Origin of the sequence: Candidatus Hinthialibacter antarcticus (genome assembly GCA_030765645.1) — a bacterium.
Classification (GTDB): Bacteria; Hinthialibacterota; Hinthialibacteria; order Hinthialibacterales; family Hinthialibacteraceae; genus Hinthialibacter; species Hinthialibacter antarcticus.
In genome coordinates this window covers 24,622-45,437 of the sequence record JAVCCE010000076.1, presented here as the reverse complement: position 1 = coordinate 45,437, position 20,816 = coordinate 24,622, and the positions used below count along the sequence as shown (strand labels likewise).

At 50.4% G+C, this 20,816-nt stretch carries 20 protein-coding genes; 14 read left to right on the top strand and 6 right to left on the bottom strand.

Features of this window, described 5'->3' with window-relative positions; genetic code table 11:
• The first annotated feature begins 325 nt into the window (after positions 1 to 325).
• The 8 genes from P9L94_19955 (at position 326) to P9L94_19920 (ending at position 8,371) form a co-directional block, all read left to right on the top strand.
• Positions 326 to 766 (top strand): amino acid-binding protein, encoded by a 441-nt coding sequence (locus P9L94_19955; GenBank protein ID MDP8246369.1) that lies wholly within the window; start codon positions 326 to 328, stop codon positions 764 to 766.
• A 51-nt stretch (positions 767 to 817) separates the two neighbouring features.
• Complete coding sequence (locus P9L94_19950) at positions 818 to 2,329, top strand: alginate export family protein (GenBank protein MDP8246368.1); 1,512 nt, start codon at positions 818 to 820, stop codon at positions 2,327 to 2,329.
• A gap of 120 nt (positions 2,330 to 2,449) precedes the next feature.
• Positions 2,450 to 3,616, top strand: a complete 1,167-nt coding sequence (locus P9L94_19945) for an ABC transporter substrate-binding protein (GenBank protein MDP8246367.1) — start codon at positions 2,450 to 2,452, stop codon at positions 3,614 to 3,616.
• A 51-nt stretch (positions 3,617 to 3,667) separates the two neighbouring features.
• Complete coding sequence (locus P9L94_19940; GenBank protein MDP8246366.1) at positions 3,668 to 4,561, top strand: branched-chain amino acid ABC transporter permease; 894 nt, start codon at positions 3,668 to 3,670, stop codon at positions 4,559 to 4,561.
• 43 nt (positions 4,562 to 4,604) lie between these two features.
• Positions 4,605 to 5,570: a branched-chain amino acid ABC transporter permease gene (locus tag P9L94_19935; protein MDP8246365.1), complete on the top strand. Its 966-nt coding sequence runs from the start codon at positions 4,605 to 4,607 to the stop codon at positions 5,568 to 5,570.
• Complete coding sequence (locus P9L94_19930; GenBank protein MDP8246364.1) at positions 5,567 to 6,349, top strand: ABC transporter ATP-binding protein; 783 nt, start codon at positions 5,567 to 5,569, stop codon at positions 6,347 to 6,349. Before P9L94_19935 ends, P9L94_19930 begins: the two co-directional genes overlap by 4 nt.
• Positions 6,333 to 7,067 (top strand): ABC transporter ATP-binding protein, encoded by a 735-nt coding sequence (locus tag P9L94_19925; protein MDP8246363.1) that lies wholly within the window; start codon positions 6,333 to 6,335, stop codon positions 7,065 to 7,067. Before P9L94_19930 ends, P9L94_19925 begins: the two co-directional genes overlap by 17 nt.
• 14 nt (positions 7,068 to 7,081) lie before the next feature.
• A complete protein-coding gene (locus P9L94_19920; GenBank protein MDP8246362.1) occupies positions 7,082 to 8,371 on the top strand; it encodes an AMP-binding protein in 1,290 nt (429 codons plus the stop codon).
• 31 nt (positions 8,372 to 8,402) lie between these two features.
• Here the strand turns inward: P9L94_19920 and P9L94_19915 are convergent, their stop codons facing one another.
• From P9L94_19915 to P9L94_19905, 3 genes are all read right to left on the bottom strand, one after another.
• Positions 8,403 to 8,534 (bottom strand): diguanylate cyclase, encoded by a 132-nt coding sequence (locus P9L94_19915; protein MDP8246361.1) that lies wholly within the window; start codon positions 8,532 to 8,534, stop codon positions 8,403 to 8,405.
• Positions 8,535 to 8,548: 14 nt separating this feature from the next.
• Positions 8,549 to 9,286, bottom strand: coding sequence for a GGDEF domain-containing protein (locus P9L94_19910; GenBank protein ID MDP8246360.1), 738 nt, complete (start codon positions 9,284 to 9,286; stop codon positions 8,549 to 8,551).
• 396 nt (positions 9,287 to 9,682) lie between these two features.
• Positions 9,683 to 10,807 (bottom strand): HAMP domain-containing sensor histidine kinase, encoded by a 1,125-nt coding sequence (locus P9L94_19905; GenBank protein ID MDP8246359.1) that lies wholly within the window; start codon positions 10,805 to 10,807, stop codon positions 9,683 to 9,685.
• A gap of 349 nt (positions 10,808 to 11,156) precedes the next feature.
• Here P9L94_19905 and P9L94_19900 point away from each other — a divergent pair, with 349 nt between their 5' ends.
• On the top strand, positions 11,157 to 12,704 hold the full coding sequence (locus tag P9L94_19900) for an FAD-dependent thymidylate synthase (protein ID MDP8246358.1): 1,548 nt from the start codon (positions 11,157 to 11,159) through the stop codon (positions 12,702 to 12,704).
• 107 nt (positions 12,705 to 12,811) lie between these two features.
• A complete protein-coding gene (gene msrB, locus P9L94_19895; protein MDP8246357.1) occupies positions 12,812 to 13,408 on the top strand; it encodes a peptide-methionine (R)-S-oxide reductase MsrB in 597 nt (198 codons plus the stop codon).
• On the opposite strand, the gene P9L94_19890 is transcribed toward msrB, so the two are convergent.
• The 3 genes from P9L94_19890 to P9L94_19880 form a co-directional block, all read right to left on the bottom strand.
• Complete coding sequence (locus P9L94_19890; protein ID MDP8246356.1) at positions 13,405 to 13,794, bottom strand: hypothetical protein; 390 nt, start codon at positions 13,792 to 13,794, stop codon at positions 13,405 to 13,407. The genes msrB and P9L94_19890 overlap by 4 nt on opposite strands.
• Positions 13,795 to 13,815: 21 nt before the next feature.
• Positions 13,816 to 14,841, bottom strand: a complete 1,026-nt coding sequence (locus P9L94_19885; GenBank protein ID MDP8246355.1) for a DUF481 domain-containing protein — start codon at positions 14,839 to 14,841, stop codon at positions 13,816 to 13,818.
• A 194-nt stretch (positions 14,842 to 15,035) separates the two neighbouring features.
• A complete protein-coding gene (locus tag P9L94_19880; protein ID MDP8246354.1) occupies positions 15,036 to 16,877 on the bottom strand; it encodes a DUF115 domain-containing protein in 1,842 nt (613 codons plus the stop codon).
• Positions 16,878 to 17,365: 488 nt separating this feature from the next.
• Here P9L94_19880 and trmB point away from each other — a divergent pair, with 488 nt between their 5' ends.
• The 4 genes from trmB (at position 17,366) to grpE (ending at position 20,768) form a co-directional block, all read left to right on the top strand.
• Complete coding sequence (gene trmB / locus P9L94_19875; protein ID MDP8246353.1) at positions 17,366 to 18,019, top strand: tRNA (guanosine(46)-N7)-methyltransferase TrmB; 654 nt, start codon at positions 17,366 to 17,368, stop codon at positions 18,017 to 18,019.
• Positions 18,020 to 18,127: 108 nt separating this feature from the next.
• Positions 18,128 to 18,589 (top strand): hypothetical protein, encoded by a 462-nt coding sequence (locus P9L94_19870; protein ID MDP8246352.1) that lies wholly within the window; start codon positions 18,128 to 18,130, stop codon positions 18,587 to 18,589.
• 109 nt (positions 18,590 to 18,698) lie between these two features.
• The gene (locus P9L94_19865; GenBank protein ID MDP8246351.1) at positions 18,699 to 20,063 is read left to right on the top strand and encodes a hypothetical protein; all 1,365 of its coding nucleotides are present in this window, start codon (positions 18,699 to 18,701) and stop codon (positions 20,061 to 20,063) included.
• Positions 20,064 to 20,075: 12 nt separating this feature from the next.
• Positions 20,076 to 20,768, top strand: coding sequence for a nucleotide exchange factor GrpE (gene grpE, locus P9L94_19860; GenBank protein MDP8246350.1), 693 nt, complete (start codon positions 20,076 to 20,078; stop codon positions 20,766 to 20,768).
• Positions 20,769 to 20,816: the final 48 nt, after the last annotated feature.

Here is a 20,816-nt window from a genome sequence, read left to right as displayed (position 1 = left end):
CAAATAACCGTATAAAGATCAGGTAGTGAGGCTCACCAAATCTAGCGCCAATTATTACCTTTTGTATAAACATTACAAATTAATATATTATTAAAAAAATGAACAAATATGAATAGTTACGTTTGACTTTACCATTTAATTTATGTTACAACTCTATCAATAGAATAAATTGGACACAATTGTTGTATTTATATACTTACATTGATTTTATGTTTGGGAATCAGAATAAAAATATCTAAGTGATTGCCCTACTTTGTTTGGCAATACATTTCATTACCCGGCGCAACTTGAATCAAAGCAGCCAACGGAGTCAGGCGTCCGAGCAATGCAATTAAAGCAACTCTCCGTCTTTGTAGAAAACAGAAGTGGACGCGTAACCGAAGTTACGCGCCTTCTCGGCGTTCACTCCATCAATATATATGCAATTTCGTTGGCGGACACGCACGATTTCGGCATCGTACGCCTCATTGTAAGCAATGTGGAGCAAGCGCTCGACATCTTACGCGCCAACCAATTCACCGTCCATTGCAGCCCCGTTCTTGCCGTTGAAATTGATGACCAACCCGGCGAACTCAGCAAACTGCTCGGCTTGGTCAGCGAAGAAGGCTTCAACTTAGGCTACCTCTATGGTTTTGTCGACCGCTCCGGCGACAAGGCGCTGCTGGTGTTCCGCTTTGAGAATATGGAACTCGCCGCGCAAATCATTCAAGACAACGGCTATCGAATCGTCAATGAGGAAGAGTTTGAAACCAAACCTTCTTTATAATTGTTAGTTTTTATATTTTGCATCGAGCACTTCAAACGGGAGGATGTACACATGAAACGGATGAACGTCTTGGGATTGGCGGCGGCAATGATATGCATGATGCCGTTGATGGGAATGGGGCAAGACCGAATCGAGCAGTTAGAGAAGAAAATCCAGTTGATGGAAAGTCAATTGGGCGAGATGAAAGAGATGTTGCAAGCGCAGAAAGTCGCCCCAGCGGCGGAACCTGCAGTAGAAGATTCAGCTGTAACGAAGTTGATTGGTCCTGGCGGAACCTTGGGTATCGGCGGCGACCTGCGCTTTCGCGGCATGTACTTTGACAACGTATGGGATTTTGACGACAACAATGCTGGCGATAGCCGCGAAGTTTTCCGCTTTCGTCCCCGTATCTACTTTGACTGGAACCCGACTGACGACTTAGAAGCCTATGTCCGCTTCACCAAAGAATGGTTCTATGGACAAGACGAAGAGATGCCCGGTTATGACGTCGAAGGCAAAGACGCCATGATCGATAACGCCTGGGTGTTGTCAAAAGACATCTTTGGGACGGGCATCGACGCCAAAATTGGTCGCCAAGACCTCATCTACGGCGATGGCTTTGTCTTACTCGACGGCACGCCCTACGACGGCTCGCAAACCATCTCGTTTGACGCCGTCAAAGTGACCGTCAACCATGATTGGGGCGCAAGCGACTTGTTGTTCGCAAAATTATCGGAAAATGATTTCCAAGCAGCGGACGATGAAGACCTCTACGGGATTTACAACCGCTTCAAATTCGGCCAGACCGGCGTTGAGCCTTATTTGTTATACCGCAATAAAAACCAGGTTTCGATTGACGGCTTCAACCCTCCAGATACATTCGACCCATCGCCAGCCGAAGAAACCTTGCTGCTCGGCTTACGCTCAAGCCATACCTTCGCGCTGTCTGACAGCGTCGATTTGGCCCTGGCGGGCGAAATTGGTAAGGAATGGGGCAAGGTCGACTTTGACACCATGGACGGGCTGCCCGGTTCCCTGCAATTCAGCCGTCTCGCAGGTTCCGGTGAAGTTGACCGCGACGCATGGGGCGGACAAGCCAACGGCACCCTGACCTTCAAAGACATCGCATGGACGCCGAGCCTCAAATTGGGCTTCACCTACACCACAGGTGACGACCCCAATACAGAAGACTATGAAGGTTGGGACGACTTTTATGCGCAATGGCCCAAATACAGCGAATTGTACGTCTATAGCCTGTATGACGGCTTTAAAGGACGCAACGGCGGCAACGACGCAGACATCGGCGTTTGGGGCAACATGTTGATCCCCGAAGCGATGATTACCGTCAAACCGACCAAACAATGGACGCAATCTCTGCGTTATCTCTACTTCATGGCCGACGAAGACACCGGCCCTGGCAGCGGCGACGAGCGCGGTCAAAACATACAATTGTTGACCAACTATGTCTTCACGCAGAACATCAGCGGTCACATTTTGTTCGAATGGTTTGACCCGGGCGACTATTACGCTGACGGCGCTGATGATGCGATATTCACGCGCTTCCAGTTAATGTACAAATTCTAGTTTTGTTTTTAGCGCCAGGCCCGGGCAGCATTTGTGAGTTGGACCTGGCGCTAATCTAAACAAAAAACGGAAGCAGAGATAATCGTCAAGCCTCGTCTTGACGAGCATGGGAGGATAACCATGACGACTTTAAGAAATGCGCTCCTGATTGGAATCATTACCTTATTCGCTTTCTCCTGCGGACAAGGCGATCAAGCAACAACCTCCGGCGACGCCGAACCAATTAAAGTTGGCGCCATCTTCGCCGTAACCGGCCCTGCGTCATTTTTAGGAGAACCGGAAAAAAATACGGCCATGATGATTGTCGACAAAGTGAACGAAGCCGGCGGAATCAATGGCCGCATGATCGAACTCATCGTTGAAGACAGCGAAGGCGACGACACCAAGGCGGTGATTGCCGCGAATAAATTAATCAAACGCGAAAACGTCTGCGCAATCATCGGCCCCTCGCGCAGCGGTACCACCATGGCCGTCATCGAAATTATGGAAGAAAATGAAATTCCCCTGATTTCATGCGCGGCGGCGGAAGCGATTGTGAATCCCGTTAAACAGTGGGTTTTCAAGACGCCGCAAAAAGATAGCGATTGCGTCATTCGCATTTTCGAAGACATGAAATCCAAAAATATCAACAAAATTGCGATCATTACCGGCACCACCGGTTTTGGAAAAGCAGGCCGCGATCAATTGAAAAAAATCGCCCCTGACATGGGAATGGAAATCGTCTCGGATGAAACCTACGCGCCGACCGATACCGACATGACCGCGCAATTGACGCACATTCGCGGGACGGACGCGCAAGCAATTGTCAATTGGTCAATCGTTGCCGCGCAAAGCATCGTTCCCAAAAACATGAAGCAACTTAATATGACGGTTCCGCTCTATCAAAGCCACGGCTTTGGTAATATCAAATTCGTCGAAGCGGCGGGCGACGCGGCGAACGGCATTCTCTTCCCCGCAGGCGCATTGCTCGCGGCGGAAACGCTGCCGGATTCGCATCCACGCAAGCAGATGCTAGTCGATTACCAAACAGATTACCAAACCAATTTCGGCGGCGTAGCCAGCACATTCGGCGGTCATGCTTATGACGCGATGTACATGGTAGTCGATGCGCTAAAAGCCGTCGGCGACGACCCGGAAATGATTCGCGGCCACATTGAGCAGCTACAGGGCTTTCATGGAACCGCAGGAACATTCAATATGTCTCCTACAGACCATAATGGATTAAACAAAGACGCGTTTGAAATGATCCAGGTTAAAGATGGAAAATTTGTGCTGTATCAGCCATAAGAGATACAGCAGCCTAAACCAGTGTAAGGATATTGTGTTTGTCGGATGGAAATGAGTTTTGCGAGTCAAATACTTCAATACCTGGTAACGGGCCTCAGCATTGGCGGCATCTATGGAATGGTCGCCATTGGCTTCAACATAATTTATAACGCCACTGGCATTATCAACTTCGCACAAGGCGAGTTTGTCATGCTGGGCGGCATGATTATGGTATCACTCACCGCAGCGATGGGGCTTCCCGTCGCTGCGGCGTTTATTTTAACGGTCGCCATCGTGGCGTTGATCGGCGGCCTCTTTGAACGGGCGGCGATCTACCCGCTTCGCAACGCGGGCGTTTTGACCATGATTATCGTCACCATCGGCGGTTCGATCGTCATTCGGGGCGCTGCGATGTTGTTTTGGGGAAAAGAGAGTTACATCCTTCCCCACTTTTCAGGCGAAGACGCCCTCGTCCTTTTCGGCGCGTTCATCCTGCCGCAAACGCTTTGGATTCTCGGCATCATGTTCGTCACCGTCTGCGCGCTCACGCTGTTCTTTCGCTACACCCTGGTCGGCAAAGCCATGCGCGCCTGCGCGGCGAACCGCACCGCAGCGCTTCTATCCGGCATCGAAGCCTCACGCATGATTTGCTTATCGTTTGTGCTCAGCGCAGCGGTCGGGGCCATTGCGGGCATCATCATCACGCCGATATCACTCGTCGATTACAACCGGGGCTTCATGTTGGCGCTCAAAGGCTTCAGCGCGGCGGTGCTTGGCGGGCTGGGCAACAGCGGCGGCGCCGTCGCAGCGGGATTCATTCTGGGCATTTTAGAATCACTCGGCGCCGGGCTGATTTCTTCCGCGTATAAAGACGCGATCTCGTTGGTTGTGTTGTTGATCATCCTGTTCGTGCGTCCCAGCGGATTGTTCGGCAATCGCGAAGCCGACCGCTTAAAGAAATTTTAGCGTTGAATTCAATCATCCATTTTTAATCCATTGGATTTCTGGAATGAAGTCATTGACTAAATACATACCTCTTCTGATCGTCGTCCTATTGGCGGCGCTGTTTCCGTTTATGGTCGGCGTTAACAGTTATTGGATTACGGTATTTATCTTCGTTGGAATTTACTCTATCGTCACAATCGGCCTCAGCCTGTTGATGGGATACGCCGGACAAATCTCGCTTGGACACGGCGCATTTTTCGGCATCGGCGCGTATGCGTCCGGCCTGCTAACCACGCTGGCCAACTGGAACCCCTGGCTGGCGGTCGCCGCCTCTCTCTTTATTACCTGCGTTATTGCCGCCCTGATTGGCTATCCAACCTTACGGCTGCGCGGGCACTACCTGGCAATGGCGACGTTGGCGTTCGGCGAAATCGTCGTCATCGTTTTCACGGCGGAAGTCGATCTGACCGGCGGGCCGTCGGGCTTCGGCGGGATTCCCCGTTTGTCATTGTTTGGCCTTTCCCTGAAAAACGATTTAATTTTCTACTATTTTGTTTGGGCGTTGGTTAGCATTGTCATCCTGTTTTCGATTCATATCATTCACTCCCGCGTAGGGCGCGCCCTGCAATCAATTCACGGCAGCGAAAACGCCGCCAATGCAATGGGAGTCGACGCGGCAAAATACAAGTTGCAAATCTTTATTCTCAGCGCGGCATTAGCCGCATTCGCCGGCAGCCTCTACGCCCACTACATGACATTCGTCAGCCCCACCGCTTGCGAACTCAAACTCTCCATCATGTTGGTTGTCATGGTCGCCGTCGGCGGGATGCACAGCATCTGGGGCGCATTGATTGGAACCATACTGCTGACCATTCTGCCGGAATTTTTGGGCGTGTTTGAAGATTTCGACATCCTCGTTTACGGCGCCATTCTGATAATTATTCTTCTTTTCTCTCCAGACGGACTCTACGGCGGCGTCCGCCAAGCCGCCGGGTTTCTCAAACGCCTGCAACGGAGGGAAGCGACATGAACTCTCTGCTTCGTCTTCAGGGCGTGACGCGACGCTTCGGCGGGCTAACAGCGGTCAGCCAAGTTGATCTTGAAATTTCGCCCAAATTGATCTTCGCCGTGATCGGCCCCAACGGCGCAGGCAAGACGACCTTGTTTAATTTAATCTGCGGCGTGTTTCCAACCAGTGAAGGTAAAATTCATTTTGATGGAACCGAAACCAATGGCCGCGCTACGCACCAAGTCGCTCGGCTGGGCATCTCGCGAACTTTTCAAACCGCCGAGTTATTTCACAATTTGAGCATTTTAGAAAACGTCATGGTGGGGCGCCATCTCCGATCCCGCTGCGGCATGTTCAGTTCGGCGTTACGTATGCCGTGGGAACGGCGCGAAGAACGGGCGATTCAAGAATCGGCGAAAGAGTGGCTCTCATTCGTCGGCGTCGACGACAACTATGGTTCCCTGCCAAGCAACCTGCCGTTTGTGGTCCACCGCAAGACGGAAATCGCCCGCGCTCTCGCTACGGAACCCAAACTGATTTTGCTTGATGAACCCGCCGCAGGATTGAACATTCGCGAGACGGCGGAAATGGGCGAACTGGTTTGTAAAATTCGCGACGCGGGCGTCACCGTCCTCATCATCGAACACGACATGTCGCTGGTTATGGATATTTCGGACTCCATCTGCGTCCTGAACCACGGCAGCAAAATTGCGCAAGGCGCGCCGAAAGAAATCCAAAAGAACGCAGCGGTAATCGCCGCCTACCTTGGCAAGGAGGCGAGTGATGCTGACCGCAACTAACCTGACCGCGGCCATCGGACGAGTCGAGATTCTCAAAGGCGTTTCCTTTCACGTCAACAAAGGGGAAATCGTCACGTTCATCGGCGCCAACGGCGCGGGAAAAAGTACACTGTTGAATGTCATAGCCGGGCTGCTGTCGCCGCAAAGCGGTCGGCTCCAATTAGAGGAACGCGACTTAATGCGTATGACGCCGACCAAGATGGTGCGGCTAGGCGTTGCGCTGGTTCCTGAAGGGCGCCAGTTGTTTTCTCCATTGAGCGTCATCGACAATCTGGTGCTTGGCGCCTACACCCAATACGGTCGCAAGAGCAAAGACGAAATCAACGAGCAGTTAGATATGATCCTCTCGCTGTTCCCGATTTTACAGGAACGCAAAAAACAACTCGCCGGGACGCTCAGCGGCGGCGAACAACAGATGCTAGCGATTGGTCGCGCATTAATGTCAGGGCCCAAACTGCTTTTATTAGATGAACCGTCGATTGGGCTGGCGCCGCGCATCATTCAAGAAATTTTCTCAACAATCACCGAACTGCAAAAACGCGGCATGACAATTTTATTGGTTGAACAAAATGCGCGGCTGGCGTTGGATACCGCCGACCGCGGCTATGTGATGGAAACCGGCCAAATTGTCATGGAAGGCGACTGTGAAGATTTAAAACGCAACCAGGAAATTGAACGCGCCTATATGGGCAAAGGCCGTGGAGAGATTTGGGAGTAAGGGGGCAAAACGCCATGCCGATCCTCAACGAAAAACAAGAATGCGAAACCCGCGACAGCATCCAGCAATTACAACTGGAGCGCTTGCAAGCGGCGTTGAACCGCGCCGTCCGAAACGTCACTCATTACCAGCAATCGTTTAAAGAGGCCGATTGGCTGCCGAGAGAAATCACCACGCTCAACGACTTGAACAAACTGCCGCGCATCAATCGCGACACATTGCTCGCCAACCAACCGTACGGCATGTTCGCTGTGCCCTTGCGCGAGGTCGTCCGGCTTCACCCCAGCGCGTCAGGCCGATGCGAACCGATTGTCATCGGGCACACCCAAAACGACATCCGCGTTTGGACGGAGATGAAAGCGCGCGGGTTCGCGGCGGCGGACATCACTCAAAACGATATGGTGTTGGTGTACCTGGATTACGCGCTCTTCCCCGGCGCGGTCGCGGCGCATTACGGCGTTGAGCAACTCGGCGCGTGCGTGACGCCCTTGTTTAACACCCCCATCGCCGATCAGATCGAGATCATGCGCAACTACCGCACCACCGTGTTGATTTGTACGCCTTCGCGCGCTGTGCATATTGTCCGCTACATGCAAGAGAAAACGATTGACGCCAAAACGCTTTTTCTGCGCTCCGTTGTCTTGGTCGGAGAAAGCAGCTCGCCGCTCAGCCGTTCGTTGATCGAAGAAGGGCTTTATGTTGACGTTTTTGAAAACTTCGGCGTCAGCGAAATTTGTATGCCGGGCGTTGCGTTTGAATGCGCAGAACATAATGGGCTTCACCTGAACGAAGACCACTTTCTCGCCGAGATCGTCGATCCCCAAAGCGGCGAGATTCTCACACACGGAGAACGAGGCGAACTGACCATCACAACGCTGACCAAAGAGGCGTTTCCCCTAATCCGTTTTTCGACCGGAGCAATCACCTCCATTGATGCGGCTGCCTGCCCATGCGGACGCACGTCCGCCCGCATGGCGCCTGTTACCGAACGCGCCGACGACATGCTCATTGTGGAAGGGATCGAGTTTTCGCCTGCGGAAGTTGGCGCCGTACTGTCCCGCATCGAACATGCAACCGCCAACTATCGCCTCATCATTCTTCGGGAAGAAACCTGGGACCGGGTTGAAATCGAAGTAGAGATCACGCCGGAAATCTTTAATGACCAGGTCGGGCCATTAGAAGCGCTGCGTGAACGAATTGAAGAGGCGATATTAATTCGCCTGCGTTTTAAACCGATTATTAAATTGGTGGAACCGAAAAGCCTGGAAGGAAAAGAACGCGTGATTGACAAGCGCGAAGCATAAACGCGCTCGCTGAAATTTAGTACAAAATATCCTAAACGACGGTTGTTTTGTTACGTCCACCCGCCTTGCTGTCATACATGGCTTGGTCAGCGCGTTTGATGATTGATTCAACGTCATCGTCTTGACGACACATCGCGGCGCCAATTGAAACCGTTACTTTCAAACTTTGTCCGCTGACTACGATGCGGTTTTTCTCACTTGAAAGCGTGTTCGCTCGGCTGCACTGAGCATCCCGAACTTGTCGACATTTGCAATGACCGCAACGAACTCTTCTCCACCCCAACGCCCCACAATATCGAACGGACGCAAGTTTTTTGAGAGCATTCTTCCCGTCGATTGCAAAACGACGTCGCCAATGTCATGTCCATATTGATCGTTGAATACTTTGAAATGGTCGATGTCGATCATCATCACGCCGAACGCCCATCCAAAGCGCTGAAATTCATGAAACCGCGTCGCGAGGTTTGAAGAGAGCATGGTGCGGTTAGGCAGTTCCGTTAAGGAATCCACCAAACATTGCGTTTCTAGTATCCGCATGCGTTCTTGGTTTTGTAAATCTTCTGAATTATCGCGTATAAAAATCGCAATCCAGTTTTCTTGGTTGGAAACAGTCAAACGAAATATTTGAAAAGCGACGGTCTTGGGCGCGCCATTCGGCGGGGTCAATAAACCACTGGTCGTTCGAAGTTGACCATCGCGGATTGTATCATCAATGGGAGAGTCACCGCTATCAAGATCAACGCACTGAATCAGGTCTTCCGCCTGAATATTCAGAAGCGACTTGCCGTCGTTCAACGCGCGCGCGGTTTTGTTGTCGAACGCAACAACGCCCTTCGGATCAAGCAGGCACACGCCTTCGGGCATTGTTTCAAATAATTGGCGTAAAAGTGTTGAGTCAAATTGTTGCTGATTCACACCCAATTCCTCAAACATTCAACAGGTAATTAATCTAATTGGAGTCAACACAAACTAACAGAAGTCTGTTCATATATAAAGAGTAAAGCGCGATTGTAAATTTCCTTACTCTTTCTCTTTCACTTTTTGGGGTTTGCAAATTTCTTTTTTCTTTTTAGAAGCAGCGCCGCATTTTTTACATATATACCACCCGGTTTTTGGGGTTTTGTGCGGCTTTTCTTTTATGCAGCTCATTCAGACAGCTCCGAACCGAAATCAGTCATTTCATCCCACAAGAGACGACAAGTATAGTGTACCTTTTTCTATTTAGAATCAAGCGAACGTCTCTCACATCACCATCACATATCTATGCTCTTTTCGATTACAACGCATCTCAATTGAAGCGAAAGCAAACAACTAATTTTTATTGTACATAGGCAGGGTCAGTATAAACGTCGAGCCTTGCCCGGGTTGGCTGGTTGCGCGAATGCTCCCGCCGTGCATTTCGACCAATTCTTTGGCGATCGACAACCCCAGGCCTGACCCTTTGGCCATGTGCTGTGAATTCGCCGTCCGGTAAAAGCGCTCCCATATTTTATTGCACTCATCCGGTTCCATGCCCACGCCCGTGTCTTTGACTGAAACCTCGACCATTTCATTGGCGCCTTTTAAAGTCACGAGCGCGTTTCCGTTTTCAGGCGTATACTTAATGGCGTTGCTTATCATCTCGCCGACAATGCGCTCAATCTTTTGCGGGTCGGCGAAAATATACAGCGTCTCTTTGGGAATCTCGCTTTGTAATTTTATCTTTTTTTGTTCCGCCGCAGGTTTATGTTCTTGCACGGCGTTTTGTAAAATGATGTTGACGCCAGTTTTCATCTTATTGATTTTCTCTCGCCCCGACTCAATGCGATTCAAATCAAGGATGTCGTTGATCAATCCCGTCAAACGGTTTACGGAGCGTTGCGCCCGTTCGAGAATGCGGACTTGCTTTTCATTGAGTTCCCCCGCGATCCCTAAAGACAAATTGTCGAGGCTGCCTTTGATTGCGGTCAACGGCGTACGCAAATCATGGGAAGCCTGCGAAACAAACGACGATTTCATTTTATCCAACTCAAGCAATTTATCGTTGGCTTCTTTCAATTGACTGTTGGCGTCACGCAATTCGACGGTGCGTTGTTCAACGCGAAGTTCTAATTCACTGGTTAGAGTTTCGAGGTTTTTGATCGTCGAGGGATAATTGAACAGCGCAATCAGAAACACGCGCAGCGCTTCCAGCAGCGCCAGGCCGACAAACACAATCACCGCTTCGCCCTGTTCATAGTAAAGCGTGGCCGCGCCCAGCCCTATGCCAGAAAGCATAAAAGCCCAATACAGCGGCGGGATGCGCGTGTAAAAAATGGAATGCAAAAAACGCACTCCAAATACAACAAGTACACATAAGACGGTTAAATAGCGCCCCGTGATGATCCCAACCAAAAGCAGGATAATCAAAAGGATTGACGCGATATTGTTGCTTTTCTTTGTTGCGCTTGACGCCATGGTTTAACACTTATCAAATCGAGATCATGTACACACCATTGTAAACACATTTAGCCTACTTTTCCCAGCGGGATAAAGCAAAACAAAAAAAGGGGGCTAAAAGTCTTAAATCAATGACATTGACGCCTGAATTGGTTTGTCAATTTTCGATATGCCGGAATACGTTTTCGTAATCAAAATCATGACCATCCATCAATGCAAGCGCTCACTTACCGCATGAACAAAGAAAAGGCGTGAAGCCATGATTAACGACAAGCGAAGGATGGCGTGGAACCGTCTTTTTGAGTATGATGATTTTCACCGTACGTCGCCGCTGCTTTTGTTGAATTCATTTATTTGAGGGCATACCATGACGCAGCCGTTCCTCTCGCCGGAACCGCAAGTCAAACTTGTAAAACGCTTCGCAGACGCCTATCGCAATTTTCTCGCAACGGCGCGCACCTGCTATTCGTCAAAAGGCCTGATCCAAGAGGAAGCCATTGACGACAAGTGGGATTTTCTCGCCCATAGCCTCTACAAAGCCGGACACCACACCACCCTGCAACACTCGCATTTCCAGTTTGCGCTCGACAATGTTTCGCGCCATTTCATCTGGTCGTTTTTACATAGCCATCCATTTTATAATTCCGAGCAAGTCAGCCAACGCTATGTCACTGTTAAGCCCGACAACGTCGCCGTCCCCCCGTTACAGGGCGAAGCGTTGCAGGTCTATCGTTCGACGATCAAATACCAGATGGATTCTTATCAAGCCCTGACCGAACGCCTGAAACCCTTAGCGCGCAGCGAATACGCCAAGCGGTTCCCCAAACGAAAAATCGACGAAAAAAAATACCGCCTCGACATCAAACGCAAAGCGCAAGAAATCGCCCGTTATGCGCTTCCGGTCGCGACCTTTGCCTATATGTATCACACCATCAGCGGCGTCACCCTGCTGCGCTACAACCGCCTTTGCAAATTATACGACACGCCCCATGAGCAAACGGTGGTCGTGCAAAAAATGGTGCAGCAACTGCTTGAAGTCGAACCCAAATTTGCAGACCTAATTGAAGCGCCGCTTGAAGAAGACGGCTCGCCCGAATGGAAATTTTTCGAGCAACATAACCCAGATGCGCTTCATGCGAAACCATTCATTGATGAATTTGACGCGGAACTCGAAGGCCGCGTCTCAAAACTCACCGGCTATAAAACCGACAACGAGCGCATACTGGCTGACTCCGTGCGCGAGACATTAGGCGTACCCCGCGCACAAATCAGCGACCAGGACGCAATCCGGCTGGCGCTGGACCCGGGCCGGAACCGCTTGCTGGGCGAATCGCTCAATCTCACCACGCTTTCAAAATTATCACGCTGTCTGTTCCACCCGTCCTATACGTTCAAGAAAAAAATCAGCCACGCGGCGGATTCTCAAGACCAACGCCATCGCATGACCCCGGCGTCGCGCCCCATCCTCGCCGGGCATCAGATCGAGCAGCCCGACTACATCACGCCGGAATTAATCAGGCAAGACGAAAGCGTCGAACGCGAGTATGGCGAGATCATGGCGCGCACCTGGGACGCAATGAACCAACTGCGCAAACTCGGCGTCAAAGAAGAATACGTTCAGTATTTATTGCCGAACGCGGTTTCTATTCGCTTCTCCGAATCGAGCGACCTACTCAACCTGCATCACAAACTTGCGATGCGTTTGTGTTACAATGCGCAAGAAGAAATCTGGCGCGCCTCGGTCGACGAAGCCCAGCAAATTCGCGAAGTGAATCCCAACATCGGCGCCTATCTGCTGCCTCCCTGCACCTTGCGCGTTCTCTCAAAAACCCGTCCCATTTGCCCCGAAGGCGACCGCTTCTGCGGCGAAAAAGTATGGAACTATGATTTGGATGACTACAAGCGCGTCATTTAATTTCTCGGAGTTTGCGAATCTTTTCTCAAAATAATTCAATTAAATCTGTAATTTATTTTGCATTATCAAGACAAATTGATATTCGTTTCTTATCGAAGGAGAATGCCATGAACAGATTGTCATATCATATATTTATGAAATTACCCATATTTTTGCCCGTCCTATTTACGGTTGCGTTGATCGCCTGCGACCAGCAACCTCAAAGCGATTTGGAATCCGAGAATCAAATGGAGACAACCATGGAGAAGAACCCGTCGAATGAAACGGCGGCTGCGTCATCGCCGACATCAGTAGTCGAGGCGACTCAAGTCGCCGCAATGACCGACGCTGACTGGAAAGAGCGCCTGACCGAACAGCAATTTCACATACTACGCGAACATGGCACCGAACGCGCCTTCACCGGCGCCTATTGGGACAACAAAAAAGAGGGCGTTTATTTATGCGCAGGATGCGGTCTTGAATTGTTCGCTTCGGAAACGAAGTACAAGTCAGGCACCGGCTGGCCCAGCTATTACCAACCGATCAATAAAACCGCCGTTGGAACCAGCGTCGATAAATCGCTGTTCTCCACCCGCACCGAAGTGCATTGCAGCCGTTGCAACGGGCACCTTGGCCATGTGTTCAACGACGGCCCGCAACCCACGGGGCTGCGCTATTGCATCAACTCGGCCTCGCTGGGTTTTCAACCAAGTGACGAAGATTAAAAATCACGCATTGTTTTCCAATAGGGGCGCACCAGAAATAATGGGGGCAAGAACAAAGCGGCATTGATGAGTAGGATTACAAAAACAAACCCATACACATGGCGGCTCGTAAAAACCATCATGATGAAAGATCCAATCACAATCCAAGAAACAAAATACAAAAGGGTAAACGCAACGCGTTTACCCTTTATCATTCCATAACCGATTGAGGCGAACAGCAAGATGGATATAAGTTGAGAATAAACGGAACTATTCATCTGCAACTTCAACGCTTGAGTGATTACGCTCAGCGTTGAGAGACTTGCAATAACGATATACACCCAACCATAACGCTTAAGAATAACCGAATATTCTAGTTGACGGCCTGTTTCGATTTCCCGGTTCATTGGGCGCCTCCGGCTGCGTCGCTAGAACGAATACCCCAAGCCGAGCAGGTATTCGATGTCTTCTTTTTCCTGCCCTTTCGCCGGGGTGTTGTCGTATCCAATCCGTACCCCGCCGTTCATTGACCAGCTCTTGTTCCATTGCCAAGTGAGCATGGTATCGAATAATGCATACCAGTCCTGGAAATCCTGAAGCCCGGGCAAAAATTCGACGTTCTGATTGTATTGTAGTTTATCTTTGATGATCCACCAATCAAAACTTGAAGCGAGGCGCGCTGCGATATAATCCTGGTCGTCCGTCGCCAGTTGATAATCTTCGTTCACATAAGAGAGGCCGAGTTCTCCGAACAGTTTGTGTTTCTCTGTTTCCCATAATTGGTATCCAGCCCCGGCGCCGGCGGAGGTGCGCAAATCGAGTTCACGGATGACGTCGCGGTCAAAGCGGGTGGTGAAATAACTATAGAGTTGTTTGTCAAAGAAATAATCATACTTCGCCGAGACGAACTGCTCGTCGCGGGTATCGTTACCATCGTTTTCCGCAAAGAAATAACCGCCGCGTACGGTATAGCGGTCTTTTTCATTACGCCGCGCCATATCAACTGTGAGTGCGCCATTGGTGAGTTCGGTATTGCCCTGGTTGACCGACAGGCTACCGACCACTTTGCCCTTCCAGCGTGGCGGCGTCGGCGTGGGAGGCGCAGGCGGCGCGATCGCCGCGACTTCTTCAACCGTGATCGGAAAGCGCGTCTTACCAACGCCTCGTACAACCTCTAACTGTCCATCTTCGCCCACTTCTATGGAGCCTTGAATCACGCTGCCGTCGTCGAGATGGATCGGCTTGGCTTCATCGGTTTCGATTCCAACGATCTGCGCCCAGGGAATCTCTAACTCGCCCGCGAAAGCGGTTGAGAGAATCACCGCGCCTTCTTTCATGTGAACAACATTTCCTTGAATGCGGCTGCCGTCTTTGATTTCCACCCAGTCACAAAACGCGGGAGTCGCGAGGACTGTTATTAATCCAACCATAAAAACAATACGCATAAAATTCATGTCATTCTCCATCGTGGTATTTTGGGGAGGGCGAACCTCCTGGTGAGCCGCTTGAACTGAAAGCGTTTCTTAAATTTGCGGCTCGTCGGGAGACTCGCCCTCCCCTCAATCTAGACATATTTTCAATTCTCAGTGATACGAAAGTTCTATACTCAAAACATAGCGAATCAAAAAACATCTTTGTATTAAGATAGTTAATTTTCCGTTGACTGCAACAGCAATTGATACTCTGGCCCGAAACGCTTACAGGCGTCGCGAATTTCAGCGAAATACCATAGGTATTGTTTGATGATCTCCTCTTTGCTTGCAATAGACGCATCAAAGAACCCGTCTCTGCGAATTTCAACCATCACGCGCTCCAACGCAGATTGTAATTCGTGATACAAGCGGTAGCCATCTTCTATTTGCCGACGCGCGGCCTCTAATTCTTCGAGCGTCGCCTCATTCTTTTCAATCGCCTGGAGCGCATCCGTTGCAGTCGCTTCACATTGTTCGATATGACGAACAATCTCTCGAATGCTGCTTTGAAACGCCGCATGGTCACGCTGCGGCGGTGATTTCTCTTTGAAAATTCCGTCATCAACCGGCTGCTGGCAGTAGATCGCCAAGGCGTCTTCCAAGCGCATCACTTCCGTCCCGCCGATGCGGGCGCCGCCTTCGCTGGCGTCGATGCACATACGGCCAGACTGCGCAATTAATTGTTCAAGAAGACGCAACGCTTCATAAAACGTCGAGAGGGTCGGATGTTCATTTCCATCAACGCCTTCTACGGTGATGGTATCAACCAAGTCACGCGCATCGCCGCGCGTATATTCCAGTTTATGGGTTTGCGGATCAAATTTCACGTTGGATTGCAGCGCCGTATTCGACGCATGAGACCGGCCTGAGTCAACCGGGAAGCATAAATCCAACCCGACAAAGACGATTGGGTCGCACCCCATCAACACCGCCATATTAAACGCCGCCACGGCGACGTTGGTGCTGAATGGCAGTTTGTCTGCGTCAGAGAGTTCAAGCCCTTTAATGTATGCGTGTACGGCGTGATTACGGTTGGGCATGTACACGCCCGCGCCGCTCAACATCGTCGGAACAGAGGGATCAACCTGTGGATCGAGCGCGGCGTGAATCGCAGCTAAACTGTCCACGCCCTCAAAGTGGGCGCGGTTGAGATCGCTCGGGTCTTTGCTGACCACCATCGACGGCATAACGCCGCGCTGCAGCAACGGCTTTAAACTGGTGTCGCACGCGAATATCCAGGCGTGCTCTTTCGCCGCGACCAGTTGATCAATATTTTTATCGAGTGAAGGCCCCGCCGCGACCACAATGCCGGGGCGCCCTTGCGCAAGCCCCGCCGCCTCACGCGGCAGCCAGGCCCGCATAGCGTATGGAAGGTTCTGGATTAAATGCTGCTGGCAAAAAGCGCCATGCGTCGCCATGTGTTTTAGAATTTGCTCTTTCGAGGTGAGGATACGCCTCACTTCTTCGCGCAAGGTATGAATCACGCTGGAGGGATACGCAGGCGCAAACGGCAACGGGAGCAAATGAATATCACAGCTTAAAATCGCCTCCATCTGTCGAAGCAACGCCTGATACAACGCTTGCGCATCGTCTCCTAAGACGAATTCGGTCCGCTCCGCACCAGCCAGCCCCTGCATTTCGGTATAGGCCATCGACTGGATAAACCAGTCCGCTTCCGGTTCAAAGATAATTACCGCGCGAACTCGTTTGCCGTAGAGTTTTATCCACTCCAACACATGCAAACCAAGCCCCCACCCTAACAAGACGCACACACCGTTGTTGGCGGGAGGGTTCGCCGCCGCCCAGCGCTTGGCTTCGTTGGAGGGATCATACTGACTATGCAGATTAACATTCGCGCCCTGTACGGTGGTGCGCATGGTCCAGCCGCCGTTGCGGGCAGGTTCGACCTCCGCCTCAAGACGCGCCGAAGGCCAGGCGCCTGCGTCAATCTGGCGGACGAGCAGAGGAAAATGCTGTTGAAGGAACTGGCGGTTGGCGTCAGCCAGCGCTTCATTCATCAAAATGGCTCACTCTCTATTTGCATGATAAAATTTGGAAACAGCCGCTTGATTGTGACACCGCGCAACCAAACCAACAAGGAAACGCCTCAACAAGCATTGAGTCGAGCCGACTACGATTTAAACTAAAGAAAATAAGGTTCTACCGTAAATTGGACACTTTTTTACAAATTCCATTGAGATTTCACTGTATCAGGCATGGGTGCAACTCTGCTCGCTTCAGTGCGGGCTTTCAGGCCCTTATGCACAGGCGCTCCCAGAGTTGCACCCATGCCTGAGCATTTGAAAAATACTGTGCTTTAAGCGCCATCTGATAGATACAGATATGAGAACTCAATCCGCATAGTATTCTGGCAATCACTATAGAAATGGTTTGTCAATTTTTGATATGACGGAATACGTTTTCGGAACCAAAATCATGGTCATCCGGTATGTAAGCACTCACATACCGGATGAACCCAAAATATGAAAGTTGCAAGAATTACACCATGGCCAAAACTGTTCACGAATACGATCCCTTGATGGATGAAATTTTCGTTCAACCGGGTTCCATAGATGAAACCTTGGATTTCCCAAAAATCTTTGGCAATGACAATCCGGTTGAGATTGAGATTGGCTGCGGCAAAGGCCGGTTTATTCTGGCGGAATCGAAAGCCCGGCCTTCGGTCAATTTCATCGCGATTGAGCGTTCAAAAAAGATCATCCGTATCGGCGCATCCCGCGCAACCAAACTAAGGCGGACCAACCTAGCTTTTCTTAACCTGGACGCCGACATGGTGGTGAAATTGTTGGTCAAGCCAAACAGCATCCAAGCCTATCATGTGTACTTCCCCGACCCCTGGCCCAAAGGTCGGCATCGCAAACGTAGATTATTTAACCCCCGTCTATTACAAAAGATGGCTGAAACGCTATTACCCCAAGGAATACTTAAACTTAAGTCAGATCATGCCGATTATTATAATGACGCGAATGAACGAATCATTACATCAAGCCTATTTCAACGCGTCAATGAAGATGTCTCATACGAGACTGTTCGAAACATCAATGAGGCAGGTGAAGAAGCCTCTCATTACGAAATTAAGTGGAGAAAAGAAGCGCGGCCCATTCATTCATCTGAATACCAGATCATAAGCAAGTCCTAATATCCTTAGGAATAACAGATGTTTACATCACTACTTGCAGGCAAAAAATCTGTTGGTATTTTGAATATACAACGATATACTATGCAATGAGGAAATGCGGAGAGTATTATGCCTGATGAGTTTGGTAGTTTATATAAGAATTCTGATGTTTCGATGGAAGCGTTTCTTTCATTGGGAATCGGCTGCATCCTCTTGATTGTGCTTGTTATTTTTCTTCACAAGCGCTACATGCGATATGTCAAAGAGCGAGAGTTTTTAGACGAAATATCGACTTTAGAGATGGAACAGTCAGAAAGCGACACGCTGCTTAGTCTGGTGCGTCGTTATGCGCTCAATGAGCCTGTTGATATCCTCTATTCTCAACGGTTGTTTGACGAATTAGCCGTGAAAGAAATCTCACGCGTCTTGGGTTCCCCCCTGTCAAAAGAAAACAAGACGAAATTCGTAAATATGATTTATAACATCCGCCAAAAAACGTACAACCAATCGTTAACGCCAGAGGCTCCTACGTTTGAAGCCGCAGAACCTGAAAAAGCCGCTGAACCCGAACCCACAACCGCTTCGTCGTAAGCGCCCAGCCCTATTCTTTCAATTAAAAATTAAACCATCTATGCTTATAGGGTACGACGGATTCCGTTTCATCCTGTAGAATAGCTCAACTCTGAACCTGCTGGGCGTAATGAAACCAACCGCATTTTTTTCCGGCCTAAAAACACACCGGACAGATATTGCAATCTGTTTCGGCTTATTTATTATCGCGCTCTGTTTGCGGCTGCTTTGGGTGGGCGTGGTGCATCCGCCCCCCTTCTCTGACATGGAAGACTATTACGTCTGCGGCCTCAAAGTTCTGAGAGGCGAGGTGATGGGGCAATCCGCCGACCGCATCGCCTACCGGGCGCCGCTTTACCCGACGTTTATTGCGGCGGTCAGTTTATTATTCGCGAGTACGCTGCAACCGCTTCGCATCATACAAGCTGTGCTCGGGGCGCTTTCGCCCGTGTTGTTGTATAGCATTGCGCGGTTATGGCTCACACCCATGCGCGAGTTTCCCCTACCCTCTATTTTAAAACGCCCACACGCAGCCCCCGCTTTAATCGGGCTTATGTTCGCGTTTATGAGCGAACACATCTTTTTTACCGGCCTGGTCATGACAGAAACGCTTTATGTCTTTGGATTGCTGATGTGGATTTTGATTGGAACGCTAGCGCAGCGCAATCACAACTACTGGCTCTATATTTTATTTTCTGCGTTGCTCGGCGGGTTGGCGCTGGTCCGCCCGATCTCGCTATTTTTCATTCCAATTGTCGCATTTAGTTCTCTGGCAGGAGTTCCACAAGAAAAATGGAGACACCGGCTGTGGGCGCCGATGTTCGCCTGGATAGCGCCGATTCTACCCTGGACAATTCGTAACTTTGTTTTGCTGGGGTCACTGGTTTTAATCACGACGAACTCCGGTGTGAATTTTTACATCGGTCAGCACATCAACTACAGCTATTACCACACTGGCGACAAAGAAACCATCCGCAAATATCTCGCCGATCATGGCAACAGCAATGAAGTGACTGAAGACCGTCTCTTTTTAAAAACAGGCCTCCAGTCGCTGAGTGAACACCCGTTGAGTTTCTTCTCGAGAGCAGTCCAAAAAATGTACTACCTTTATGTGCTTCAAGAGCCGCCTTGGCCGTGGGCGGAATACCCCACTCAACACAGAGGCGCGGTCGTTCCCGGGTTGGTGTTTCCCGGTTCCAGTTCTTTGCCAATTTTCCGTTGGAACCCGGTGCTGCTCCTGCTTGCCGCGACCGGCATCGTCTACGCCTGGATGATCGGCCTCCGACAAGGCTTGCCGCTTTCCATGCTGGCGTTATATTCGCTGGCCTGCATCCTTTATTTTGCCCGCACACGCTACCGGATGCCGCTTGATCCGATACTGCTGTACTACGCAATGCTGGGGGCGGCTTCGCTTGTTGACGGGGCGGTTTGGGGGTATGGTAAGTGGTTGTTTCGTCGGCCTTCCAGCCGAGCAAAATCAGTCCCTTATTCGTGAAGGAAACCAATCATGGGCTCAACTCCGAGAGACCTCTATGCGCCCGCAGCCAGCTGGGGAATTTTAGTCGATGTCATCGCGCCAACTTCGCGGGGAATGGACCCCGCATTCATCCGCGCCAAAGAAGCCTTTGACCGCTACAGCGCCACCATCGGCGGAGACATCGGCGAAGCCATCAAACTTTGCAAAGACCACCTCGAACGCTTTTTAACCAAGGCGCAGGAAATTATCGAAGGCGAAGCAGGCCCGCAACCAGGCCGCTTGGGCCGCTTGAACCGCTTTCCCTATGGCGGCGCAGAACTTCAGTTTCAGGTATTTCAATACAACGGCCTCGATTCGGTCTCCATTCGGGAAGACCGCTTTGCGGCGATCCTTACGCAGTATGACCTCTTTCATGAGACCATGCGTTTTATGGAAAAAAAAGTAGAAGAAGGAAACCTGGGACCGCTGAAAAATAGTTTTCTATTTATTCACAAGCCGTTAAACCAAGCAGCGCAATTGCTTGACCCGGCCTTGGAAAAAACCAACATCGTGCGCACCACCGTCTTTGGGCAAAGGCCTGATCCGACGTATGTCCACATCTCTGGCGACGAAGCCAACGATGAAGTCGAACCGGGAACCATCTGCCGCATCCTCAAACCCGGCTACCAGACCGAAGGCCGCGAGATTCAAGAAGGCGTGGTATTGATCGCATCGAAGAGGTAAGAAAGTTTGAAGTGCGATAAATATTCTAAACAAATAGAAAAATATTCT

Coding starts and splice junctions, on each gene's coding strand:
- P9L94_19955 (MDP8246369.1), top strand. CDS start 326: ATGCAATTAAAGCAACTCTCCGTCTTTGTAGAAAACAGAAGTGGACGC.
- P9L94_19950 (MDP8246368.1), top strand. CDS start 818: ATGAAACGGATGAACGTCTTGGGATTGGCGGCGGCAATGATATGCATG.
- P9L94_19945 (MDP8246367.1), top strand. CDS start 2,450: ATGACGACTTTAAGAAATGCGCTCCTGATTGGAATCATTACCTTATTC.
- P9L94_19940 (MDP8246366.1), top strand. CDS start 3,668: ATGAGTTTTGCGAGTCAAATACTTCAATACCTGGTAACGGGCCTCAGC.
- P9L94_19935 (MDP8246365.1), top strand. CDS start 4,605: ATGAAGTCATTGACTAAATACATACCTCTTCTGATCGTCGTCCTATTG.
- P9L94_19930 (MDP8246364.1), top strand. CDS start 5,567: ATGAACTCTCTGCTTCGTCTTCAGGGCGTGACGCGACGCTTCGGCGGG.
- P9L94_19925 (MDP8246363.1), top strand. CDS start 6,333: ATGCTGACCGCAACTAACCTGACCGCGGCCATCGGACGAGTCGAGATT.
- P9L94_19920 (MDP8246362.1), top strand. CDS start 7,082: ATGCCGATCCTCAACGAAAAACAAGAATGCGAAACCCGCGACAGCATC.
- P9L94_19905 (MDP8246359.1), bottom strand. CDS start 10,807: ATGGCGTCAAGCGCAACAAAGAAAAGCAACAATATCGCGTCAATCCTT.
- P9L94_19900 (MDP8246358.1), top strand. CDS start 11,157: ATGACGCAGCCGTTCCTCTCGCCGGAACCGCAAGTCAAACTTGTAAAA.
- msrB (MDP8246357.1), top strand. CDS start 12,812: ATGAACAGATTGTCATATCATATATTTATGAAATTACCCATATTTTTG.
- P9L94_19890 (MDP8246356.1), bottom strand. CDS start 13,794: ATGAACCGGGAAATCGAAACAGGCCGTCAACTAGAATATTCGGTTATT.
- P9L94_19885 (MDP8246355.1), bottom strand. CDS start 14,841: ATGAATTTTATGCGTATTGTTTTTATGGTTGGATTAATAACAGTCCTC.
- P9L94_19880 (MDP8246354.1), bottom strand. CDS start 16,877: ATGAATGAAGCGCTGGCTGACGCCAACCGCCAGTTCCTTCAACAGCAT.
- trmB (MDP8246353.1), top strand. CDS start 17,366: ATGGCCAAAACTGTTCACGAATACGATCCCTTGATGGATGAAATTTTC.
- P9L94_19870 (MDP8246352.1), top strand. CDS start 18,128: ATGCCTGATGAGTTTGGTAGTTTATATAAGAATTCTGATGTTTCGATG.
- P9L94_19865 (MDP8246351.1), top strand. CDS start 18,699: ATGAAACCAACCGCATTTTTTTCCGGCCTAAAAACACACCGGACAGAT.
- grpE (MDP8246350.1), top strand. CDS start 20,076: ATGGGCTCAACTCCGAGAGACCTCTATGCGCCCGCAGCCAGCTGGGGA.